This is a genomic window from Pseudoalteromonas sp. N1230-9 (genome assembly GCF_032716425.1).
Lineage (GTDB): Bacteria > Pseudomonadota > Gammaproteobacteria > Enterobacterales > Alteromonadaceae > Pseudoalteromonas.
The window spans coordinates 3,391,097-3,413,890 of sequence record NZ_CP090419.1 but is presented as its reverse complement, the minus strand read 5'-3'; the positions used below and the strand labels follow the sequence as shown (position 1 = coordinate 3,413,890).

Annotated in this window: 22 protein-coding genes; 14 read left to right on the top strand and 8 right to left on the bottom strand. The window is 42.2% G+C overall.

Translation table 11 applies throughout. The features are described 5' to 3' along the window. The 5 genes from LY624_RS16005 (at position 1) to LY624_RS15985 (ending at position 6,703) form a co-directional block, all read left to right on the top strand. A complete protein-coding gene (locus tag LY624_RS16005) occupies positions 1-1,557 on the top strand; it encodes an ABC transporter ATP-binding protein (protein WP_341803453.1) in 1,557 nt (518 codons plus the stop codon). A gap of 177 nt (positions 1,558-1,734) precedes the next feature. After that, a complete protein-coding gene (gene speA / locus LY624_RS16000; RefSeq protein WP_341803452.1) occupies positions 1,735-3,615 on the top strand; it encodes a biosynthetic arginine decarboxylase in 1,881 nt (626 codons plus the stop codon). 21 nt (positions 3,616-3,636) lie between these two features. Beyond that, positions 3,637-4,518 (top strand): acyltransferase, encoded by an 882-nt coding sequence (locus tag LY624_RS15995; protein ID WP_130149138.1) that lies wholly within the window; start codon positions 3,637-3,639, stop codon positions 4,516-4,518. Positions 4,519-4,544: 26 nt separating this feature from the next. Further along, a complete protein-coding gene (locus LY624_RS15990) occupies positions 4,545-5,468 on the top strand; it encodes an acetyltransferase (protein ID WP_341803451.1) in 924 nt (307 codons plus the stop codon). Continuing rightward, entirely contained in the window at positions 5,465-6,703 is a 1,239-nt protein-coding gene (locus tag LY624_RS15985; protein WP_130149136.1) for a mechanosensitive ion channel family protein, read from the top strand. The genes LY624_RS15990 and LY624_RS15985 overlap by 4 nt, the downstream gene beginning before the upstream one ends. A gap of 8 nt (positions 6,704-6,711) precedes the next feature. Here the strand turns inward: LY624_RS15985 and chrA are convergent, their stop codons facing one another. Next, positions 6,712-7,851 (bottom strand): chromate efflux transporter, encoded by a 1,140-nt coding sequence (chrA, locus tag LY624_RS15980; RefSeq protein ID WP_341804418.1) that lies wholly within the window; start codon positions 7,849-7,851, stop codon positions 6,712-6,714. A gap of 31 nt (positions 7,852-7,882) precedes the next feature. On the opposite strand from chrA, the gene LY624_RS15975 reads away from it, so the two are divergent. Both LY624_RS15975 and LY624_RS15970 read left to right on the top strand, forming a co-directional pair. Continuing rightward, positions 7,883-8,752 carry a substrate-binding periplasmic protein gene (locus LY624_RS15975; protein ID WP_341803450.1) on the top strand — a complete coding sequence of 290 codons (870 nt, stop codon included), beginning with the start codon at positions 7,883-7,885 and terminating at the stop codon, positions 8,750-8,752. An 81-nt stretch (positions 8,753-8,833) separates the two neighbouring features. Beyond that, entirely contained in the window at positions 8,834-9,466 is a 633-nt protein-coding gene (locus LY624_RS15970; protein WP_130149132.1) for an OmpA family protein, read from the top strand. A gap of 63 nt (positions 9,467-9,529) precedes the next feature. On the opposite strand, the gene LY624_RS15965 is transcribed toward LY624_RS15970, so the two are convergent. Continuing rightward, positions 9,530-11,302, bottom strand: coding sequence for an ABC transporter transmembrane domain-containing protein (locus LY624_RS15965; protein WP_341803449.1), 1,773 nt, complete (start codon positions 11,300-11,302; stop codon positions 9,530-9,532). A 77-nt stretch (positions 11,303-11,379) separates the two neighbouring features. Between LY624_RS15965 and LY624_RS15960 the strand changes: the two genes are divergently transcribed. From LY624_RS15960 to LY624_RS15950, 3 genes are read left to right on the top strand one after another with little or no spacing between them, the layout of a single operon-like run. Beyond that, complete coding sequence (locus LY624_RS15960) at positions 11,380-11,778, top strand: DUF3224 domain-containing protein (protein ID WP_237120305.1); 399 nt, start codon at positions 11,380-11,382, stop codon at positions 11,776-11,778. Then, complete coding sequence (locus LY624_RS15955; protein ID WP_341803448.1) at positions 11,778-12,395, top strand: LysE family translocator; 618 nt, start codon at positions 11,778-11,780, stop codon at positions 12,393-12,395. The genes LY624_RS15960 and LY624_RS15955 overlap by 1 nt, the downstream gene beginning before the upstream one ends. Before the next feature lie 10 nt (positions 12,396-12,405). Beyond that, entirely contained in the window at positions 12,406-12,945 is a 540-nt protein-coding gene (locus tag LY624_RS15950) for a PH domain-containing protein (RefSeq protein ID WP_341803447.1), read from the top strand. Here the strand turns inward: LY624_RS15950 and LY624_RS15945 are convergent. From LY624_RS15945 to LY624_RS15935, 3 genes are all read right to left on the bottom strand, one after another. Next, on the bottom strand, positions 12,942-14,732 hold the full coding sequence (locus LY624_RS15945; protein ID WP_341803446.1) for an alkaline phosphatase D family protein: 1,791 nt from the start codon (positions 14,730-14,732) through the stop codon (positions 12,942-12,944). The two genes, LY624_RS15950 and LY624_RS15945, sit on opposite strands and share 4 nt — an antisense overlap. A gap of 62 nt (positions 14,733-14,794) precedes the next feature. After that, on the bottom strand, positions 14,795-15,139 hold the full coding sequence (locus tag LY624_RS15940; protein ID WP_138618402.1) for a rhodanese-like domain-containing protein: 345 nt from the start codon (positions 15,137-15,139) through the stop codon (positions 14,795-14,797). 1 nt (position 15,140) lies between these two features. Next, positions 15,141-15,329 carry a YgaP family membrane protein gene (locus tag LY624_RS15935; protein ID WP_341803445.1) on the bottom strand — a complete coding sequence of 63 codons (189 nt, stop codon included), beginning with the start codon at positions 15,327-15,329 and terminating at the stop codon, positions 15,141-15,143. A 133-nt stretch (positions 15,330-15,462) separates the two neighbouring features. Between LY624_RS15935 and LY624_RS15930 the strand changes: the two genes are divergently transcribed. From LY624_RS15930 to LY624_RS15920, 3 genes are read left to right on the top strand one after another with little or no spacing between them, the layout of a single operon-like run. Next, on the top strand, positions 15,463-15,768 hold the full coding sequence (locus tag LY624_RS15930) for an ArsR/SmtB family transcription factor (RefSeq protein ID WP_062568294.1): 306 nt from the start codon (positions 15,463-15,465) through the stop codon (positions 15,766-15,768). Between the two features lie 3 nt (positions 15,769-15,771). Then, positions 15,772-19,059: an efflux RND transporter permease subunit gene (locus LY624_RS15925; protein ID WP_341803444.1), complete on the top strand. Its 3,288-nt coding sequence runs from the start codon at positions 15,772-15,774 to the stop codon at positions 19,057-19,059. After that, positions 19,049-20,110 (top strand): efflux RND transporter periplasmic adaptor subunit, encoded by a 1,062-nt coding sequence (locus LY624_RS15920; RefSeq protein ID WP_341803443.1) that lies wholly within the window; start codon positions 19,049-19,051, stop codon positions 20,108-20,110. Before LY624_RS15925 ends, LY624_RS15920 begins: the two co-directional genes overlap by 11 nt. On the opposite strand, the gene LY624_RS15915 is transcribed toward LY624_RS15920, so the two are convergent. Genes LY624_RS15915 through LY624_RS15905 form a run of 3 tightly spaced genes read right to left on the bottom strand, consistent with a single transcriptional unit; the run spans position 20,103 to position 22,031 of the window. Continuing rightward, entirely contained in the window at positions 20,103-20,780 is a 678-nt protein-coding gene (locus tag LY624_RS15915) for a nitroreductase family protein (protein WP_341804417.1), read from the bottom strand. The genes LY624_RS15920 and LY624_RS15915 overlap by 8 nt on opposite strands. Positions 20,781-20,817: 37 nt before the next feature. After that, positions 20,818-21,192 carry a DUF5329 domain-containing protein gene (locus tag LY624_RS15910; RefSeq protein WP_341803442.1) on the bottom strand — a complete coding sequence of 125 codons (375 nt, stop codon included), beginning with the start codon at positions 21,190-21,192 and terminating at the stop codon, positions 20,818-20,820. Next, positions 21,189-22,031: an endonuclease/exonuclease/phosphatase family protein gene (locus LY624_RS15905; protein ID WP_130149121.1), complete on the bottom strand. Its 843-nt coding sequence runs from the start codon at positions 22,029-22,031 to the stop codon at positions 21,189-21,191. Before LY624_RS15905 ends, LY624_RS15910 begins: the two co-directional genes overlap by 4 nt. Before the next feature lie 230 nt (positions 22,032-22,261). On the opposite strand from LY624_RS15905, the gene LY624_RS15900 reads away from it, so the two are divergent. Then, positions 22,262-22,741, top strand: a complete 480-nt coding sequence (locus LY624_RS15900) for an acyloxyacyl hydrolase (RefSeq protein WP_130149120.1) — start codon at positions 22,262-22,264, stop codon at positions 22,739-22,741. Positions 22,742-22,794: the final 53 nt, after the last annotated feature.

Below are 22,794 nucleotides of genomic sequence, written 5' to 3'. Positions count from 1 at the left end.
ATGAACAGTGGATTTCCTACATTTTTGTCGGGGATTGGGCCGTTGCGGCTTATATCCCTCACTCTATTAGCATTGCTAAGTGTAGGAGCGAGTAGCTACAAGTTAATTTGGTTTTCAAATGCTTGGCAAAGCGAGGTGTTCTCGCTAACCATAGCACTTTTGGGGGGCGTTTTAGTTAATCTTGTAGCCAGATTTTGCCTCAGTGTTCTTGCCGAGCAAAATGGACAGAAACTCGTTTTAGCATATCGTAATGCGCTTTTTCAGCGGATGTTGAGTGCAGATATAGAGCATGGGCCCAACCGTCTTGGCGTGGCTATGAACCGCTTAATAAGTGACGCCAATGGTGTTGCTCATTTTGCAGGACGAGGCTTAGCTTACGGACAAATGGGAGGAATAGGGCTAATCGTTTTTGGTTGGCTGCTGTTTATGCAGAATCAAAAACTGGCTTTTGATGTACTACTTGCTGTGATTATAGTGTTTGCTTTTATTGCGTCCATTACGCTGTGGGCTTTGCGGGTCGCGGGTAATATTCGTACTAGTCGTGGTCGCTTAAGTGGGCATTTGAGCGAGCGTTGCTTTGGTTATCTCAATGTTGCTCGGATGAGGAATCAAGGTAAAGAAGTGAAGCGTATTGATCGTCGAGGACGTGATTTAGCATGGCAGCTTGTGTATTGGCGAGGAGGTATTTTAATATGCCGAAGCTTAGCACCACTCACAGTGACCACTTTAATCGTACTGAACTCAAAAGATATGAACATAATGGCGTGGTCAAGTTTAGTTCGCGTACTTATTTTATCTCTATGTTTATTGAGTATCGATTATTTAATTAGAAGCTGGGCCGATTGGGTTAACTTTTATGTTGCTCGAAAGCGTTTAAAATTAGCTCATGATCGCTGCACATTAACAACAAAGCGTGCGGAGCATCGTTTAAAGCGTTTTCAACGCTATGATTTAAAACTACGTCAGTTACGTATTTTGAGTGCAATGCCAGAGTGTAATGCTGTGATTGCTGCTGGCGAGCGTATTTTAATTCGTGGGCAAGCTGGTAAGTCAATGCTATGTCGCGCTCTTGCGCAACAACTAGAACCTGTCTCTGGGTTTTTAGTGTTAGGTCGAAGACGGTTTGAAAACCTAGACTTTAGACGTTTACAGCAGTTGATTGTTGTTATTGATGAATTTTCTCAGCTTTTTAAGGGATCAATTTACAGCAATATTTTATACGGCACGGGAAAAAAGCGAAGTACAGAGGTTGAAGCATTCATTGCAAAATTAGGATTTAATGAATCTTTACTAGATAGCCGAGTTGCTGAGCTTGGACGCGGTTGTCCACAAAGCTTAGTCGCCAGAATTTTATTAGCGAGAGCACTACTTATACAACCTGCGGTATTGGTAATCGATTTGCCGGTGTTTATTGCTCACCCTGAGATCAGGCAGTTACTGAATGATGTTGCTGAGCAGTACTCCTTCACGCTTTTACTCGTAAGTGAGCCAGAGCTGGCACCCATAGCCTATACAGGCGTTTTGAGTGTAGATGAAGGCCAGCTAACGGCACCCTAATATTATTCATTCTACAGCTGATAGGTTTATTATTTTCGGAATTTTAAGGGGGACTTAGATAATAAACATCATTTAATTTGACTTGTCTTTGGTCTAATCAGTATTTTTTGTTAGCGTGGTGGCGGGTAGCGTATTAAAATATGCGTTTATATTAAAGAAACTACAGAAGACAATGCCATGACTTGGGGTTTAGATAAAGCACGCAACACGTATAATGTCGCTCATTGGAGTGACGGCTATTTTGACATTAATGCGCAGGGAGAGCTGGTTGCTTACCCTGATGGTGATCAAGCTAAGGCGGCGATTTCCTTATCTGAACTGACTGAACAATTTAAAAAGCAAGGTCTAACATTACCTGTTCTAGTGCGTTTTACCGATATTCTGCAAAATCGTGTTGGCACTTTAACGAGTGCATTTACCAAAGCACGCGATGCACGAGATTATCAAGGTAGTTATACTTGTGTATACCCAATTAAAGTAAACCAACAGCGCTCTGTGGTAACTAAACTTCTGGCTCATCCAAGCGGCTTGGTTGGTTTAGAAGCAGGTTCTAAACCTGAATTAATGGCGATCTTGGGTGTTGCGCAAAACCCTATTACCATTGTTTGTAATGGTTACAAAGACAGTGAGTTTTTGCGCCTAGCCTGCATAGGTCAAGCCCTTGGTCATAAAGTTCACATTGTCGTTGAGAAGCTTTCTGAGTTAACAACGCTATTAACTGAAATTGATGATTTAGGTATTGAACCCTCAATTGGTATTCGTATCCGTTTAAACTCCGTGGGTAAAGGTAAGTGGCAAAACACAGGTGGTGAAAAAGGTAAGTTCGGCTTAACGGCGGGACAGGTGCTTTCGGCTGTTGAGTTATTAAAATCACATAATAAATTACACCTGATGCAGCTAGTGCACTTTCATATCGGTTCACAAATTGCCAATATCCGTGACATTCATAGAGCGTTACGCGAATGTGCCCGCCACTTTGCTGAGCTAACACAACTCGGTGTGCCTCTTAATACCGTTGATGTTGGTGGAGGACTCGGTGTTGACTATGAAGGCTCTGGTTCACGTAGCGCATGTTCAATGAATTATAGTGTTGAAGAGTATGCACGTAATGTTGTGAATGCGTTTGCTGAAGTATGCCAACAGCATGACTTAAAACATCCAGCTATTATTACAGAGTCGGGTCGTGCGTTAACTGCGCACCACGCGGTATTGATTACTGACGTGATTGACGTTGAGCGTGCGCCTAATCATGCTAACCCTGCGCCTCCAGAAACAAATAGTGTGTTAGTGCTTGAAGATATGTGGCAATGCTTACAGCGTTTAACACCCCGTATGGCCTTAGAAATCTATCATGATGCTATGCATTTATTTAGTGAAGCTCACGACCAATATGTGCACGGCTTACTGAGCATGCTTGAGTGGGCTAAGCTAGAGCAGCTTTATTTTACTATTTTACATCGTGTTCGTGCTTCGCTTAGCGAAAATGCACGTGCGCATCGTGAGGTGCTCGATGATCTCAATGAAAAGTTGGCTGACAAACTGTTTGTTAACTTTTCATTGTTTCAATCATTGCCAGACGTGTGGGGGATTCAACAGTTATTCCCCGTCATGCCTGTTGAAAATTTACATCAGCCACTAACCCAACGCGCCATTATTCAAGATATTACCTGTGATTCTGATGGGCAAATCCGTAATTATGTTGAAGGCACGGGGATTGAGAGCAGCCTACCTATCCCTGAATATAAACCGGGGCAGCAGTACCATATTGCGATGTTCTTAGTGGGGGCATATCAAGAAATTTTAGGTGATTTACACAACTTGTTTGGTGATACTGACTCGGTTCATGTGGAACTCACCGACAGCGGCTACCAGCTAACGAATGCAATAAAAGGTGATAGCGTTAAGGACGTATTAAAGTTTGTTGATTATGATAGCGAAATTCTTGCTGAAAACTTCGCAAAAAGGGTCAGTGAACTGGCAATTGATGAGCAATATAAGGCACAATATTTGTCCGAACTAAATGCCGGCCTTGCAGGCTACACGTATTTTGAAGATTAAGCGTTAAAGGAATAAGTTGTAATGTCCGTTATTCGTTGTGTGTTAAGTATTTTCTTTTATACCATCAATACACTTTTTTGGTTTGTGCCGATTTTTATTTGCGGTCTGATTAAGTTGATTCCAATCAAGCCATTGCAAAAACTAATGAGCTGGCTTGCCAAGCAGTGTGCGACAGTTTGGGTTTCTGGTAACAGTGTTAATCAAAATATATTTGCCCCTTACAAGCTTAATGTTACAGGGCTTGAGCAATTACAAGCAAAAGACTGGTATTTAGTGATTGCAAACCATCAAAGCTGGGTTGATATTTTGGTGATGCAACGCATTTTTAATCGACGCATTCCATTTTTAAATTTTTTCTTAAAAAAAGAATTAATTTATGTGCCTTTTTTAGGTTTGTCTTGGTGGGCACTCGATTTTCCATTTATGACCCGTACTAGTAAAAGTCAGTTGAAGAAAAACCCCAAGTTACGTGGTAAAGACTTAGAAACAACACGTAAAGCCTGTGAAAAGTTTAAAGAGATGCCAGTAAGTGTTGTTAACTTTGTTGAAGGAACACGGTTTACGGCTGAAAAGCATCAACGTCAAAATAGCCCGTTTGAGTATTTACTAAAGCCTAAAGCAGGTGGTGTAGCGTTTGTTATGCAAGCGATGGGAGAGCAAATCTCAAAAGTGGTCAATGTCACCATACATTACCCTGATGGGATCCCGAGCTTTGTTGATTTTGCGAGCGGCCGTGTAAAATGCATTGATGTCCGTGTTGAAGTGATGGATGTAAGCCCTAACTTAATTGGTGATTACACTAACGATGCAGACTTTAGGGTGAACTTTCAGGCTGAATTGAACCAAATCTGGTTGCAGAAAAATCAGCAATTAGCGCAATTTGAATCGCAAGTAAAATCATAGTTACTTGCGCCATTGAGAGCACACATATGTTAAAAAAATTTTTACCTAATTGGCTAACAGGGCTACTTGTCAGTATTGTGCTGTTTGCCAATGTCATTCTATGGGGCACGCTTGTGCTGCTATTAGGTGTGCTCAAATTGGTTTTACCGTTTAAGGTGGTTAGTCATACTTTGCATTTAGCTTATAAAGGCTGGTGTAATGGTAACCGCCTTGCACTATGGCTTGGGTGCCCCAGTATAGAAGTTAATATTCAAGGCTCATTAAATCGTAAAGGTTGGTACTTACTTATCTCAAACCATATGAGCTGGCTTGATATTGTTGTATTGAGTGCGATTGATGCACTACCAGCACCTAAATTTTTTCTAAAAGATGAATTAAAGTACGTGCCTTTCATCGGCACGGGGGCATGGGCAATGGGTATGCCATTTATGAAGCGTATAAGTAAGTCGCAGCTGGCTAAAAACCCTAAACTCAAAGGCCTTGACGTTGAGAGAACCAAGCGCAGCTGTCGAGATTTTAGAAATCACCCAACAACCATTATTAACTTTGTCGAAGGCACGCGTTTTACCACTCAAAAGCACCATAGACAAAATAGTCCCTTTACCCACTTACTCAAACCAAAAGCTGGCGGGATTGCTTTTGCCCTTGAAGTATTGGGAGAGCAATTTGATGCACTTTTGAATACATCGATTATTTATCAAGGAGAGGGAGAACATATCTGCCGCAATTTAATTCGTGGTCGTCTTGATGCGATAAAAGTGGATATGCAAGTGCAAGCAATTGCTGCACAAATGATTGGCGACTATCAGCATGACCGTGACTTTAGAACCTCTTTCCAGCAACATATTAACGATTTATGGTTGCAAAAAGATGCTCAGCTAATAAGTTATCACCAAACGCAACAAGACAACTATATGGCAACGATGAATGAGGAAGTTGAAACACCATGAAGCAAACTAACCTGCAAAAATTAGTCATGCCTTGGTTTGAAAATATGCCTGATGCACAGCTGCTTAGCGCACTTACTGCAACGGCTATTGGCGTGTGTGCATTACTGTTTGTGTATGTTTTTACACGCAAACTTATGCTTCCTGGTATTCAAAAAGCAGTGACGCGTTTATCACCTGAGCGCATTGGCGCTTTAGCCCCTTTGTTGACTAAGCTTAATGGCCGTTTTGCCGGTACGTTATGTTGTGTATTATTTTTAGCTACCTTTGACAATGTATACCCTGTTACTGATGTTGCAGCCCTTATACTTAAAACGATAGGGCAAATAGTGCTAATTATTTATGGCGGCTTCATCATTAGCAGTATTGTTAGTGTCGCAGGCGGTATTTACAATCAGCTTGATTTCGCAAGAGAAGTGCCGATTCAAGGTCTTATTCAAGTGGTAAAACTTATCACGTTTATGATCTGTGCAATCTTAATTGTCAGTATTTTACTTGAGAAGTCACCGACCTATATTTTGTCTGGCTTTGGTGCAATTGCTGCGGTGACCTTGTTAGTATTTAAAGACACGATTTTAGGTTTTGTTGCCAGTATTCAAATTGCAGCTAATCGGTTAGTTACTTATGGTGATTGGATTCAAGTTGACAGTTATGGCGCGGATGGAGAAGTCATTGATCTAGGCTTAAATACGGTGAAAGTTCGTAACTGGGATAACACAATCACAACGATCCCGACTTACATGCTTGTTGCTGGCTCTTTCAAAAACTGGCGAGGAATGCAGGAGTCTGGCGGGCGTCGTATCAAGCGTTCTTTGAACATTGATATGAACAGTATTCGCTTAGTTGATGAAGCATTTCGCGAGCAAATCGACAGTGCGATTCCATTACATGATTATATTCGTGTTTCTAGCTTACCTGAGCCTGTTACAAATCTTGGTTTGTTTCGTCGTTATGCTGAAGGCTATTTAAAACAGCACGAAAAGATAAACCGTGATCTCACGTTGATGGTACGTGAGTTACAACCGCTCAACCATGGGTTACCGATTGAATTTTATTGCTTTAGTGAAGATAAGCGTTGGATTTCTTACGAGCATCTTCAAGCTGAAATTATGGACCATTTGCTAGCAGTGATTCCGATTTTTGGACTACGCCCATATCAAAGTGTCACGGGGCAATTTAGCGCTAATGATCAGAGCAGTATCAAACCGAGCATTAAGGTAAATAGCACGGCGAGTTAATAATAGTACTAGCTAATATATTGCTGCCCCAACGCCAGCATAATAAAACCTATCAATAGCCACCAAATTGGTGGCTTTGCAAGTCTGAGCCAAGCAAACGCGACTAACACAACGATGATATGCCACACAGAGTGTATTGCTGATTGCCAAATCGGAGAGTAAAGCGCAGCTGCTAAAAAGCCGACTACTGCGGCATTTAATGCAGCAATACTTCCTGCAAAACGGGGCTTATCAGCAAGCTGCAACCAGCTTTTCAAAAATGCGAACATTAATAAAAAACCAGGTAAGAAAATTAAAACTGTTGCGATGATTGCGCCTGTCAATGAGGAGTTGGGCATCACTTGTGCGCCTAAGTATGTGGCAATAGTAAACATAGGTCCAGGGATTGCTTGTGCACTAGCATAAGCCGACAAGAATTGTTCGGTCTCAAGAGTTGGTACGCCAGCTTGCAAAATGGGGAGCACTACATGACCACCGCCAAATACCATCGCGCCAGTTTGGTAAAATGGTGCGAACATTTCAAACCATTCACCTAAAGGCAAAAAGCTAAGTAACAGTAAGGTACCGAATAGCCCAAGGGGGAGCCACGCGATAGTCACTTTTTTACTATTATTGGTGAGGGGAAGTTTAATGGTCGGGGAAAACCAGCCAATTACAGCTACCACAATAAGCACAAAAACTTGGCTTGATAACTGTGAAAAGAATATTAGCGCAAGTGTACTCATCATCGCGATAAGCTTGTGTAAGTGGGTTTTACAAAAGCTCACTGCCATACTGTAGGTTGCATCGGCGACAATCACTACAGCAAAAAGTTTAAGACCTGCAATCACGGCAAAGTAAAGGTTACCAAATTGATGGGCGCTCAACGCGAGGAAAAACATAATTAAAAATGAAGGTAGGGTAAAGCCAATAAATGCGCTAAGGCCACCCAGCAATCCTGCTTTTTCGACCCCAATAGCAAAGCTGACTTGGCTGGACCCCGGTCCAGGTAGAGCTTGGCTAAGGCTAATTAATTGCGCGTACCGTTCGTTGCTTAGCCAGTTCAGATTGTCAACAAAATGCCTTTTGAAATAACCAAGGTGAGCTGCAGGGCCACCAAAACTCATACAGCCTAGTAATAAAAATTGTTTAAATATAATGAGTAACATTGCTTTTGCCATACAGGTAATCCACTCTATTATGACAACATTGTATGACATTTTTGTGGTTTTTATGACACTAACGTGTCTTTCATTATCAAAAATGAGTGAACTTGGTGTGAGTAGCCCTTTGAAACAATATTTTACTTATCTGCTATTACTATTTAGTACAGAAGTTGCTTTTGCTTCGCCGTTGCCTAAAGTAACGGTCGGGTTAGATCACGCGCCACCTTATAGCGTAGCGACTAAAGATGGAAAATTTAGTGGTGTAGTAGTTGATATAATGCGCGACATGCAAAAAAGCTTACCATTTAGAGTTGATTTTGTTGCTTGTCCATTCCCTCGCTGTGTGAAAATGCTTCAGCAAAATGAAATCGATGTTAAAGGTGGATTAATCCGCACCGCTGAGCGTGAGAAAACAATGCACTTTTTAACACCTCCTTATATGGTGCTGACGTCTTCATTTGTGTTTTATGCTCGTGTTAGTAGCGTATTTACTGTCAATAAATATCAAGACTTACGTGGTAAACGCATAGCTGTAACGCGTGGTGCTGTTCACTTTCCTCGCTTTGACCAAGACAAACGATTGATAAAAGTGGAAGCGCTTAGTGAAAATAATGCCTTCGAGATGTTACTTAAAGGACGTGTAGAGTTAGTTATCGGTGTCGAAGATACTGCCGATAATGCGTCAGTGTTTTTACATCGTCCCACAAAACAAATTATTAAAATGCCTTATCGTTTTGATGATGTAATCTACGGGCACCTTGCGCTTAGTAAGCAGTTTGCTAACACTGAATTAGCACGGCAGTTTCAAGAACACCTGAATACAATTGTTGAAAGTGGTCGGCTGAGCGAGTTAGTTAAGGTTTATAACCTGCCGGCTGTTACAAAACTAAATGTGAACAATTAACCTATTCTTCATGGTTTGTTCATTGTTATTTGTTCATAATTGTTAATAATTCAATATTTAGTAATTGCCATGGAGAGACACATGACTTTTAGCAAATCGGTTCTAGCAGTAGGTGTATTCGCTGTTTTATTAACAGGTTGTGAGACAACAAATACAGGTAAAGGCGCAGCTATTGGCGCAGCAACAGGAGCTGTTTTAGGTAAAGCGACAGGCGATCATGATGATAAACGTATTTTCATTGGTGCAGCAATCGGTGCGCTAGCGGGTGCAGCTGTAGGTGATTACATGGACAAGCAAGAAGAGGCTTTCCGTGATGAGCTGGCAGGCTCTGGTGTTGAGGTTGTTCGTGAAGGCGACAATATTCGTCTAGTTATGCCATCGAATATTACATTTGCAACTGACCAATCTTATATCACATCGGGCTTTCATAATACGCTGAATGCTATTGCTCAGGTGATGAACAAGTACGAAAAAACCTATTTAAGTGTTGAAGGTCATACTGATAGCACTGGTCGTGATAGCTATAATATGACGCTTTCTCAACAACGTGCACAAAGTGTTAAAGATTACCTTGTGAATCAGCAGATATTATCTGCCCGTATAAGTACACGAGGTTATGGTGAAACACGTCCAGTAGCAAGTAACGATACGGCAAACGGTCGCGCTCTGAATCGTCGTGTAGAGATTCAAATTGTACCAAACACACAAGGTTAGGCTTAAAGCCTGAGCTTGTGGTCAGGTTTGATTTGCCCTTTCAAACCTGACAATCCCTTTTTGTTAATCACGATTAAATTGAAGCTCGCACAACTGCTTATACAAAGGATTAGCAGCTAGTAATTGCGGATGTGTTCCTGTCGCAATCACTTCCCCTTTATCCATTACCACGATTACATCAGCATGTTTAACTGTTGCTAAACGATGTGCAATGATCAGTGTTGTTCTATCTTGCATTAAATGTTCAAGTGCGGCTTGTACATGAAACTCACTTTGCGCATCAAGAGCACTGGTAGCCTCATCAAGTAAAAGAATGGCAGGATCTTTTAATATTGCCCGTGCCAGCACAATGCGTTGTTTTTGCCCACCAGAAAGCCTGACTCCTTGTTCACCTAAAAAGCTTTGATAACCATCCGGTAATTGAGTAATAAACTCATCTGCATGAGCATATTTTGCCGCCGTATAAACTTGTTCTTCGGTTGCATCAGGGTTGCCATAGCGAATGTTATGCATCACATCTGAACTAAATAAAATAGGGTTTTGTGCCACCATACCCATTTGCTGACGCAAGCAATTTAGTGAAAGGTCTTTAATATTAACCCCTGCTAGTGAAATACTCCCTGAACTTGGATCGTAAAAGCGCTGTAGTAATTCAAACAATGTGGTTTTACCCGCCCCTGATGGGCCGACAATCGCCACTGTTTGCCCTTGTTTTACGGTTAAATTAAGCGTATTTAATGCGGCGCTATCTGGCCTTGAAGGGTAATGGAAAGACACATTTTCAAACTGAATTGCAGGGTGTGCTACTTTATTTGCATGAAATTGTGCATCACTGTTTTTGTCTGGGCTTTGGATCATACTTTCAACGGCAAGTAGCTCTAGCAAGCGCGCGGCAGCACCTGCTGCTCTTTGTAATTCACCGTAAACTTCGGCAACCGTTGCCACAGACATCGCCACCATAATGGCATAAAACACGAAAGCACCAAGCTCACCGCCTGTCATTGTGCCCGCAAGTACATCACTGCCACCAATCCAAAGCATAATACTAATAGCTGTAAAGGTGAGGAATATCACTGCTGCAATTAAAAATGAGCGTTGCTTGATGCGGCTTTTAGCCACCTGAAAGGCTTTATTGGTCTCGTTAGCAAAGGCCGCTTTTTCACGTTCTTCATGGCTGTAGCTTTGTACAACTTTAATATTCTGGATTATCTCGCCTGCGTAAGTACTGATATCGGCAATGGCATCTTGGCTAGAGCTCGCGAGTTTCCTCACTTTTCGGCCAAAAATCATCATTGGAAGTAGTACCACAGGTACGCAAGCAATAACCACAAGGGTTAGCTTTAAGTTGGTGATAAGTAGCATAGCCAAGCCACCAATCAGCATTAAGCTACTGCGTAATGCCATTGAAAAAGAGGAGCCGATGATAGATTGTAACAAGGTGGTGTCGGTGGTCAGGCGCGACATAAGCTCGCCGCTGCGGTTTTCTTCAAAGTAGCTTGGGTGCAAAGTGACGATACGGTCGAACACCGCTTTACGAATATCATTACTGACTCGCTCGCCAATCCACGACATTAAATAAAAGCGGCAGAATGTGCCAACAGCTAATAAGCTAATCAAACCAATGAGTACCATTACAGCTTGTTGAAGCTGGGTTTGTGAGCCAGCAATAAAGCCATGATCAATGACAAATTTAACGCCTTGACCAAGCGATAGATTGACACCTGCGGTGAGTAACAAAGCTGCAAGGGCGGCTAATACCACCCACTTATAAGGCTTTATAAACGCTAAAATGGGTAATAAGCTTCGAAAAGCGGCCTGCTCTTTGGTTTTTGCCATGCTAGATTCTTTTAAGTGAATAGGGTATAGATATGGATTCTTTGTTTTAAAAATCAACAGTAAAGTAAGGGATTAGTATGGAATCAATAACTGTTAGTGGTGAATTCACCGTTAAATTAAACCCAATCGGTGGTTATGCGACAGGTCAAGATGGTGTGAATCTTGGACGTATGTCAATAGATAAAGAATTCTCTGGTGCACTTGAGGCATTGAGTCAAGGTGAGATGTTAAGTGCCATGACAGCAACCCAAGGCAGTGCAGGTTATGTTGCAATTGAACAAGTGGTAGGAAAGCTCAATGGCAAGCAGGGCAGTTTTGTTTTGCAACATTTTGGCACGATGGATAAAGGGGCAGATCGTTTGATTCTAGAAGTAGTGCCTGACTCGGGGGCCGGTGAACTTGAAGGTTTAACAGGAAAAATGCACATTCGGGTCGAAGAAGGGATTCATTATTACGATTTTGAGTACCAGCTGTAATGACATTACCTTTATGGCTTAGCTTAGTCGCTGTTTGTATTATGGGCGCAATGTCACCGGGGCCGAGTTTAGCTGTGGTATTAAAGCACAGTCTGCATGGTGGCATGAAAAACGGTATGTTAGCAGCACTTAGCCATGGTATCGGGGTCGGGTTTTACGCCTGTGCTTCGTTGCTAGGGTTAGGGGCATTGATGACTCAACTGCCAACACTTTATCAAGTACTAGTTTATGGCGGTGCAGCATATCTTGCCTATTTAGGGATTCGTATTTTATTAGTTAGGTCCAGCTCGCAAACACTGAATGTTGAGAAAGCGAAGCCAAGCCCTCGTGCAGCTTTGCAAGATGGCTTTGCCATTGCCTTTTTGAACCCAAAGCTTGCGATATTCTTTTTGGCGCTGTTCTCACAATTTATTGACCCAGAAAACCTCACGTTTCAGGTTGGGGTGATCATGTGTTTAACGGTGTTTGTGCTCGATACGGGGTGGTATCTACTTGTTGCACTGTTAACCGAAATATCAAAAAAACGTGTTGGTTTTACCAAGGCAAATCCTTGGTTTGAAAAGCTACTGGGGGTGATTTTTATTGCTCTGGCAGTTCGCGTTGTCGTCACTTTATAAGGAATTCGAAATGACAGAAAGCAGTTTATTGAATGCCAGTTTTAGCCCTAAAGTAAAACAGTATTGGCTATTACTGGGTATGTTTACCTGTGTGATTAGTATGGTAGGTATTCCTTTCATTCCCATTGTTGCGTTAATAATCTGGCTGGTGGCAGGGCGTATTTTAGCGGCGATGTCAGCCACATTATTAACTCGTAAGTTGGTAGTAAAACGCGGTGTATTCTTTAAAGAAGAAAAGTCGATTCCACTTGAAAAAATAACCGATGTGGCACTAAGCCAGGGTCCTTTGATGCGTCAATTTGGCCTTTATCGACTTAGCTTTGAAACGGCAGGTCAATCAGGCCAAGGTGCATTAGTATCATTGCTTGGAGTGGTTGATGCAGAGACGTTTCGCGAAGCAATCTTGAAACAAAAAGATGAAATATCTCAAACCAGTGCTAAAGCTGAGCATCAACCAGAAGATAGTCAGTTAGAACTGCTGCGCTCACTAACTTATAGCGTAAAAAACATTGAGCAAATGTTAGTTACGCTACTAGATGAAAAGCGTTAAGCCATGTGTAAAGTAGGGCTACCAGCTTGTACGCTGAGCGCTTTTTGCCGTTCGTTAAGCAGTGTGTAATCGGCTGTTTTAACGCTACTTACATAATGCCACTGGGCAAGCGCTTGCTGTTGAGTAAAAGTGACGGTTAAGTAACCACGTTCAACTAAATTATTATAAGCTAAGTCGTTAACCAGCAATGCAATGACTTGCTCAATTTGTGCGACAGCTTCACTCGATTGCGTATTTAACGCTAAGTAGTTTTCAAGGCCTGGTGAAGAAACTGAAGATGTGGCAAATTCAACACCAGCTGCAGCTTTAGCAGAAATAGGGTTACTTGCATCAGTGACTAATTGTCCTGCCCAGCTGTTATGCGTATCACCAGCTAAAACCACCAAGTTCTTTTGCGCTGCAATTGCTGTCCCAAGTATTACCTCTCGTTCATAAGCATAGCCATCCCATGCATCAAGATTATAAGGCGCTGTTGTTTCTACGCGTGCTCGCTGCTCACTAGTAACCGTTGGATCGCCAGCTAATATACGTCCTTTAATTTGCGCAAGCTCACTAAATAACGTGTTTGCTTGAGCAAGTAATGCAGATGGATCAGCACCGCTTGCTTGAGTCATTTGAATATTCATAAGTAACTGTAAAATCTCAAATGGCAAATGCATTTTGGTCATCAGCACTTGTTGCCCAAGCACTTGCCATTGTGTTGTTGCTGTCGTTAAACCATCGGTTAGCCATGTAAGTTGCTCACTGCCTAATAGAGCACGAGTAGGTGAGCTGATTGTTGCAACAAAGTCAGTTTGTCCTTGGCTGCTGGTTAAGTCGAAATCGGCATAATTAACTTGCTCGTCACGAGCTAAAACACGGGTATCTAGCATGTGTAATGACACTAAATTACCAAACTCGAAGCGTCGATAAATACGTTCTTTATCGGCTACATTACGGATAGGCATCCATTCAAAGTAGGCTTGTAAGGCATGCATTTTTCGCTCGCTAAATTCACCTTCGCCGTCGTTGTGATTTTCAGCGCCACTGTGCCATGTATCATTAGTTATTTCATGGTCGTCCCAAACCGTAATAAATGCACAATGACCGTGAGCAGCTTGCAGGTTTTCGTCTTTACGATAATGGGCGTAACGTTTGCGATAATCCGATAAAGAAATGATTTCATCGCTATTGTCATCAGGCAATAAACGACCAAGTTCGGCGGCATCTTCAGTGGCATAACCTGTATTACCATATTCATAGATGTAGTCACCTAAGTGAAGTACTGCATCTAAATCGGTTTGTTTTGCGATTTCACCATACACATGAAAGTAGCCAGCAGGGTAGTTAGCGCAAGAGACAACGGCAAATTTTACTTGTTCTATGTTGTCGGTTGGAAGCGTTTTACCTGCTCCAGTAGGTGAGGTTTTACCATTACTTATGAAGCGGTAGTAATAGGTGGTGTTGGCATCGAGACCTTGCAGATCAACTTTTAAGGTGAAGTCGGTTGCATCGCTTACCTGTGTTTCGCCATCGTGGCTAATAGTTGTGAAGTTAGCATCTGTGGAGGCTTGCCAAACTACGTTAACACTCGTGACGTTTTCAAGAGGTGTTATACGAGTCCAAATAATGAGACTGTCAGCGAGCGGGTCGCCACTGGCAACACCGTGATCAAAGCTGACGGGAGTAAGCTTTGTAGTTTCGTCATCATCGTCATTAAGACTACAGCCCGTTAAACCAAAAGATAATACGGCGGCTCCAAAACCCGCCGCCGATGCTTTTAAAAAACGTCTCCGTGTAAAAGTCATTGCTCTGTACCTATGAGTAGAAAAGTACGAGCTTATCCGACCAGTGTTACTATTCTATGAAGCTAAAAGACTTGGCAAATTTGTTCTGTATTACAGGTAATTACCGTAACATTTTCGTAGCCAACACGAGTCAGTGCTTCGGCACTCAGTGTGGCACGGGCACTACTTGCACAGTGTAAATAAATGGGTCTTGCAGGATCTTTTTCAATTTCCATTAATTTCATTTCAAGTACACCGCGTGGGATATTAATTGCACCTGTTGCTGCTTTAGTGGCGTGCTCAGCAGGCTCACGTACGTCAATTAATAAACCATGGTTTTCGCTTAATTCTTGTTTTGCTTGGTCAGCGCTAATTCGACGCTGGTTTGGAGCAATAATTTTCATTAAGTCAGGAATTGGGGTCAGCATACTAATCCTCCATGCCAAGTTTGCGTAAAATGGTGATCATTGGGCACCACTTAGTGAATGCCGATTGAATTAAGTTTAGAGCAATAAATACCGTAAACCAAATCCACAGCGGACTGTTAAACTGTTGTAGCAACAATGAAATACAGATCATTACACCAGCAATTAAGCGAAGCGCGTCATTTAGTTTCATAATAAGACCTCGATAACAGAGTGGTGTATTTAATATATTAGATAACACTACATTAGTAAATTTTAATATTAGACTTTTCTAATATATCAATCTATACTTTAGCGGTATTTTAAGAATATAGAGTAGTGTGATTATGAACATCGATTTTGCGGCTATGGCCGACAATGTGGAACAAGCAGAGCAAATGCTAAAGATACTGGCGAATAAAAATCGCTTGATGATCTTATGTTCCCTACAAGATGGTGAAATGAGCGTGAGCGAATTAAACGAAGCTGTGCCGTTGGCGCAGTCAGCATTATCGCAACACTTAGCGGCGCTGAGAAAAGCTCAGATCGTCGCGACTCGACGCGAAAGCCAAACCATCTATTACCGTGTAATAGATAAGAATGTAGTGGCTATTCTTGCAACCTTATATGGTTTATTTTGCAAAGGTAGTTAGGTAATGAATGCTATCGATAATGCAGTAAAAAACAGCTTGAGTGGTCGCCTCCCTGTCATTATTTTTATTATGTCGGTGCTGCTTGGCTTAATGGCATTAAAGCAAACCCCGCGTGAAGAGGAACCGCAAATTGTGGTTCCTATGCTTGATATATATGTGGCAGCGCCAAACGTTGAAGCGCCAGAAGTAGCTAGGCTGGTAACTGAGCCATTGGAGAAGTTATTGGCGCAGTTAACGGGCGTTGAGCATATTTACTCGACTACACAAAGTAATGCTGCTGTTGTTACTCTTCGCTTTGAAGTCGGTCACGATCGTGAGCAAGCCATCCTCGACACTTACGCTAAACTCTATAGCTATCAACACACGATGGCGTCAGTGATCAGCTCATGGCAAATACGTCCGGTTGAAGTGAACGATGTGCCCATTGTGATGCTGGGCTTATTTAGTAAAGATCCAAAACTTTACGATGACTATCAACTAACTCGTTTTGCCAACGAAATCGCTAACAGTTTACAGCGCATCGAAAATACCAGCGAAGTGAAAGTGATTGCTGGTAGAACTCGTCAATTAACGATTAACCTTGATGCAAGCGCCCTTGCTGCACATCAAACAACCCTAACCGATGTGTATTATGCGCTTAGCGTATCTAATCAATTGGTGAACGTGGGCAGTGTTGTTGAAGGTAAGCAGCAAATTGCCTTACAAGTGGGTGATGTTTTACGTTCTCAATCTGCGATTGAACGGCTAGTTGTCAACGTGGTAAACGGTAAGAGTGTTTACCTAAGTGATGTCGCCGAGGTGAGTGATGGTCCAAGCGAAGCACAAAGCTATCAATGGCTGGCTCAATCAGATAACCAGCAACAACTTCCTTTAGTGACCATTAGTGTCGCTAAACAAGCTGGCACCAATGCGGTCGCTGTAGCCAACGAAGTGCACAGTATGATGGACAGTTTATCGGCTAATCTATTGCCAGATGAAGTGGGCTACACCGTACTGCGTGACTATGGTCAAACCGCGAATGAAAAAGTAAATAACCTTACTTCGAGCTTAGTGTTTGCGGTATTTACCGTGGTTATTTTTGTTGGCGTATTTCTAGGTTGGCGACCAGCGATTGTGGTGGGGCTAGCGGTACCTATTTGCTACGGCATCACCCTGACACTTGATTTTGCCTTTGGCTATACAATTAACCGAGTCACACTGTTTGCATTAATACTTTCTTTAGGTTTATTGGTTGATGATCCTATTACTGGGATAGACAATATAAGTCGCTTTTTAACAAAAAAAGGCGATAAAAAACAACGCATAGTTGATGCCATGAGCGAAATTCGTGTGGCGCTGTTTATGTCTACATTGACCATTATGGTGGCATTTATTCCACTTGCGTTTATCACCGGCATGATGGGGCCGTACATGGCACCGATGGCATTCAATGTACCGGTCAGTGTGATGGTTTCGACCATAGTGGCATTTTTTGTCACGCCATGGTTGGCCATGAAATTACTTAAAGCGCCAGTCGATGACAGCGTACAGCTCGATGCCAATCAGCATAGCTTATACGAGCGCATATTATCACCATTACTTGAGTCTAAAGGCCGCGCCAAACTTGTTTTATGGAGCACATTAGCCTTGTTTATCGCAAGTGCCATGTTACCCGTAATGCGTGCAGTGCCTTTAAAGCTATTACCGTTTGATAATAAAAACGAGTTACAAGTTTTAATCGATATGCCAGAAGGCACAAGCCTTGAGCAAACCGCCGCTTTTACTCGACAAGTACAAACCATCACTTGGCAATTAAATGAAGTAAGCGAGGCGGCAGCTTACGTTGGTCAGCCATCAAGCATGGACTTTAATGGTATGGTGCGTGGTTATTATCGACGTGAAGCCGCGAACCTTGCTGAGCTCAGAGTATTACTGCTCGATAAAACTGAGCGTGATCATCAATCTCATGGCGTGGTCATGCGCTTGCGTGCCGCATTAGCACCACTGGCAACCGATGGCATTGTAATTAAAGTGGTTGAAGTGCCACCAGGCCCGCCGGTTTTAAGTACCTTAGTGGCTGAAGTTTACAGTGAGCCATTTGTTGATACAGACACGCACTATCAAGCAGCCCTTGCTGTTGCTGCAAGGTTAAAACAAGAGCCGCATGTGGTTGAAGTTGATACCAGTATTGCTGCCAATTCGCCCTTACAGCGTTTTGTTACCGATAAAAGTAAAGCGTCATTGTCGGCGGTGTCTACGCAAGATATTGCCCAGACCTTAGCCATTGCCTCGCATGGGCAAAATGTTGGGGTGTTATATGTTAGCGGCGAAACAGACCCTGTCGATATAAAACTGCAACTGCCATATCAAGATCGTAACCAATTTGCTCAATTGCTGGCATTACAAGTTCGTGGTGATAGGGAGCTTGCAAAAACCAGCGATGAATTTGGGCTGCAAAGTGCACCGCGTCCGCTGGTGGCGCTATCTGAATTGGGTGAATTTCACCGTCAAGATGTTGCCAAGCCAATTATGCGTAAAGATCAGCGTAATGTTGTGTATGTAATGGCTGAGCTAAATGGCCGTACACCCGCTGAAATTATTGCTGACGTCAATGCTGACTTAGGCATTAGCGCTGACGAATTTAGCCAAACTGATTGGCAAAGTAGGCACTTTTTCAATAATGGTGGTAGCCAAGCTTGGCAATTACCTGTTGGTACTGACGTGACCTTTAGTGGTGAAGGTGAATGGCGAATTACCATTGATGTATTCAGAGACATGGGTATTGCCTTTGCGTTTGCGCTCACTGCCATTTTCATCATCTTACGCATTCAAACACACTCTGCGAGTTTGTCACTGATCATCATGTCGGCTATTCCATTAACCGTAATAGGGATCATGCCGGGCTTTTGGCTATTAAATCAATTTGGAGAACGCAGTATTGCTGGTGCCCCAGAGCCGGTGTTATTCACTGCAACAGCCATGATTGGCATGATTGCACTTGCCGGTATTGTGGTTCGTAACTCACTTATTTTAGTTGAGTTTATTAATCAAGCTCGCGGCCAAGGTATGGCAATTAAACAGGCTTTAATCGCCGCAGGTACGGTGCGTATGCGCCCTGTGTTACTCACCGCGGGAACCACCTTATTAGGTAACTTGGTGATCACCCTAGACCCGGTATTTAGCGGTCTAGCGATTGCGATTATTTTTGGTATTGTGGCATCAACATTGTTCTCATTATTTGTGGTGCCGCTGGTTTATTATTTAGTGTTTGCAAAGGATGCAGCCAAAGAGGAACAAGCTCATGCAGGGTAAATCGAAACTTATTGGTTCAATCATCGTGTTATCTGTGATCATTGTGGCGGTACTTTACATGGCGGGCAGTTTTTCCGATAAGCAAGCTGCAGGCATGAAAAACCCATCAGCAAATGATTACACTGGTCAGTTAGTGACAGTGACACTGGCAGATATTGCGCGTGATGAAGTTGTACCGGGCACCGTGATTGCAAAACAAAATACGCAAATCTCATCACGGGTTATGGCACAAGTTGAGCGTTTAAATGTACGTGCTGGCGATACTGTAAAACAAGGTGACGTGCTAATTACCTTGCAGCAAGATGACTTTAAAGCAGGGCTTGCTCAAAGCGAAGCACAAATAAATGCAATTAATGCGTCGCTGACTCAAGCAGAGAAACAACTAAAGCGTATTAACGATTTATACAAGCAAGGTTTGGTATCTGTTAGCGAATACGACGATGCAAAAGCAAGGTTCGATAATTTAACGGCGAACCTAGCGATTGCTAAACAGCAGCAAACACAAGCGCAAGTTGCATTGAGTTTTACGCAAATTAAAGCGCCGATTTCAGGTGTTGTGGTTGAGCGTTTTGCAGAGCCTGGCGATACCGCAACTCCTGGTACGCCATTACTCGCACTGTATAACCCACAACAATTGCAATTAGCATTTAATGTCAGAGAACAACAAGCAATTAAATTGAATGTTGGTCAAACTTTAACGGTCAAATTACCTGCTTTATCTACGTCAATGCCTGCCACAGTGACAGAAATTGTGCCCGTTGCTGATAGTGCTGCGCGTAGTATGGAAATCCGTTTAGAAACAGATGCCCAAACTGGCTTAATGCCTGGTCTTTATGCGCAATTACAATTACCGCTCGCCACTGAAAAAGGGGTGTTGATTGAGCCAAGCTGGGTGCAGCAATATGGCCAATTGAGTATGGTTTACTTACTTGAAAATAATCAGATAGTGCGTCGCTATGTGCGCCTTGGCGAAATGGTCGATGGCCAGCAGCACATCGTTTCAGGTTTAAACCCAGGTGATGTGCTGGCTGTTGATTTTAAAACTAAATAAAGGTCGCTATTTCGTCCAGCGACTTTTTCACTAAGGCATGCTCAGGGATGGTTGCATCTGTGCTTGGGTAGCCTGCAATTAGCAGCATGTAAGGGCGCTCATTATCTTTATCACGGCCACAAATCTCGGTTAAAAAACTCATTGGTTTTGGTGTATGTGTAAGAGTTGCAAGGCCCGCTCTATGTAGTGCTTGAATTAAAAAGCCGGTCGCTAGGCCAACAGATTCATGAACATAGTAATTGGTATTTTTGTCATCGGCAGAAATACCGCCTTTCTTTTGACTAAACACGGCAATTAGCCAAGGTGCATGTTCAAGGTAGGGCTTACTGGCATCGGTGCCAAGTGGTTTTAACGCATCTAACCATTCTTCACCTGCGCGACCTTCATAAAATGAGCGCTCTAGTTTTTCAGCTGCTTCTCGAATTTGTTTTTTCACATCGCTGCTGTGTATTGCTACAAAGTGCCAAGGTTGATGATTGGCACCGCTCGGTGCAGTGCCAGCCGCTCTAATACAGATTTCGATTATTTCTTTTGGCACAGGGCGGTCGCTAAAACTGCGAATACTATGGCGACGCTGACTCACGGCTAAAAACTCTTCGGCGCGTTTAAGCATCTCGTCATGAGGGTACTCAATAAAGTCATTGAGTGGCTTGTTTTTGTGTTCTTGCATGGCTTTTCGCTTCTTGTGTGTTGATGATAAAATAGTGTTATTGTTGTCTATGCTGGTTACGGCGATAGTCTGCCAACTCATTACTTAACCAGTCTTTTGCATTAATTAAAGTACCGTCGCTAAATCTTACCTTGTAAGGCTTACCGCTCCATGAGCTTTTACTCGCCAAATTTTCAATAAACTTTTCGGCAGTTTTTGCATAGCGGGTCGCTTTTCGATACTTCATAGCAAGGTGTTCGGCTGCATCTTGGCTTGAGTGCTCGGTGCCGTTGCGAATAAATACGGCATCGCTTTTAGCGACAAAATCAATGAGGTGATTTATCTCTTGTTCTGGGGTTGCTGCATCACTGAATTGGCTAATGCTCAATAACATTAATGCGATTAACCAATATCCTTTCATTGTTACTTTCACTGTACTTTTTGCTCTATGGTTAGGGTTGCAATTATTGGATTATGATCTGAGCTTACAAGCTCAGGCACTATAGTTGTTTCTATTTTGACACCACGTACCCATACTTGGTCAAGTGCTAATCCAAATGCTTTTGTACGTTTATCATCTAAATAAATAGCTTCATGTAGCCCTAACTTGTTAAGTGTTTGTTTTAAAAGAGACTGTCTTCGGTCGCTCCAAGTATTAAGATCACCAGCAAATATGATCGGTCCTTGATGCATACGCATGATGCTCGCTGCATCTTCAAGCTGTTGTTTAAAGTCATTCACACCTATTGTGAAGTTAATGCCATGTAGATTAATACTTAGTAATAACTGTTGATTAGGCAGGGCATATTCAACAATGTTGGTCGCTTTTGGACTACGTAACCAAGGCTCTATATGGGTGAGTGTGCAATGCACCGCGGCGGGCCAGCGGCTGAGTGTCATAACACCAGATTGCACACTGCCACTTTTATACCCTTTAGCAAAACGCCAGTAAGGTTTTAGTTTGGTTAGAGTAGGCTCTTTGATAGCTTCTTGTAGTAACACAATATCAGCATCGGCATTTAGCTTTTGCAAATCTGTGAGTAAGCCATCTATTTGTGCTTTGTAGATATTCCAGCTCAACAATGTGAATTGATAGGGCAAAATATAATGTGCTGCGTAAGTTTGCACACGGCTTTGTGCTAATTGTTGTTGGCAGTTTGCTAGGTTGGCTGCAGTTTTGGTAATGCCTTGTTGCTCATCAGAGTTTGGAGTATTTGCAAGACTTTGCCAAGACAATAAACTTAAGAACAATAAATGTAGATACGACGTCATAATTACCTTTACTTGCAGATCTTCCTGATTAGTCTTTATCCTTTCCAGTTTAGTTCAAACTGAGCCTGTAAGAAACTGTAGCTTTTTTACAATTTAAATACACAGAGTTACTCAATTAGAAAACGATACCCTTTATAATTAAAAGAACTATTTAGTTATTTTTTGAGGTTAATGGCTATACTTTAAGCCTGTTTAACAAGCCCTCTTAAATAAGTTTGTGAGATTTTCTAATGAAGAAAATATTTTATTCTTTCACTTTAATTACGAGCATTTTCTCTCCTCATATTCTAGCTGAAGAGTCTTCTTCATTTAGTGTTGGTGTGACAGGTTGGGCTGTATTTGACAATTTTGATCATTTTGCAATACATCTAGATTATGAGTATGAAGCAATAGAGAGCCTATGGGGTATACAACCTAGAGCGATTATGATTTTAGCTGAACAAAATCAACAATATATTGGTATTGGTGCAGCTAAAACTTACACCATTAATAAAAACTGGGATTGGGGTATCGCTACTCATATGGGCTATGCTCGAAATATTGATGTCCTTGGATACGACTTAGAGTTTTATAGTTTCATTTTTGCAAAATATAAAATATCAGAAGTTCATCGCCTACGGGGTGAGCTTGGGCATATTTCTAATGCAGGATTTGGTAAAACTAACCCTGGTTCAGAAAGTATCGTTCTGAGTTACTCTTATCATTTTTAGCTTTAAAATGGTCAAGATTTATGCCGGTTGATTATTGCATTTTTTTACAATTT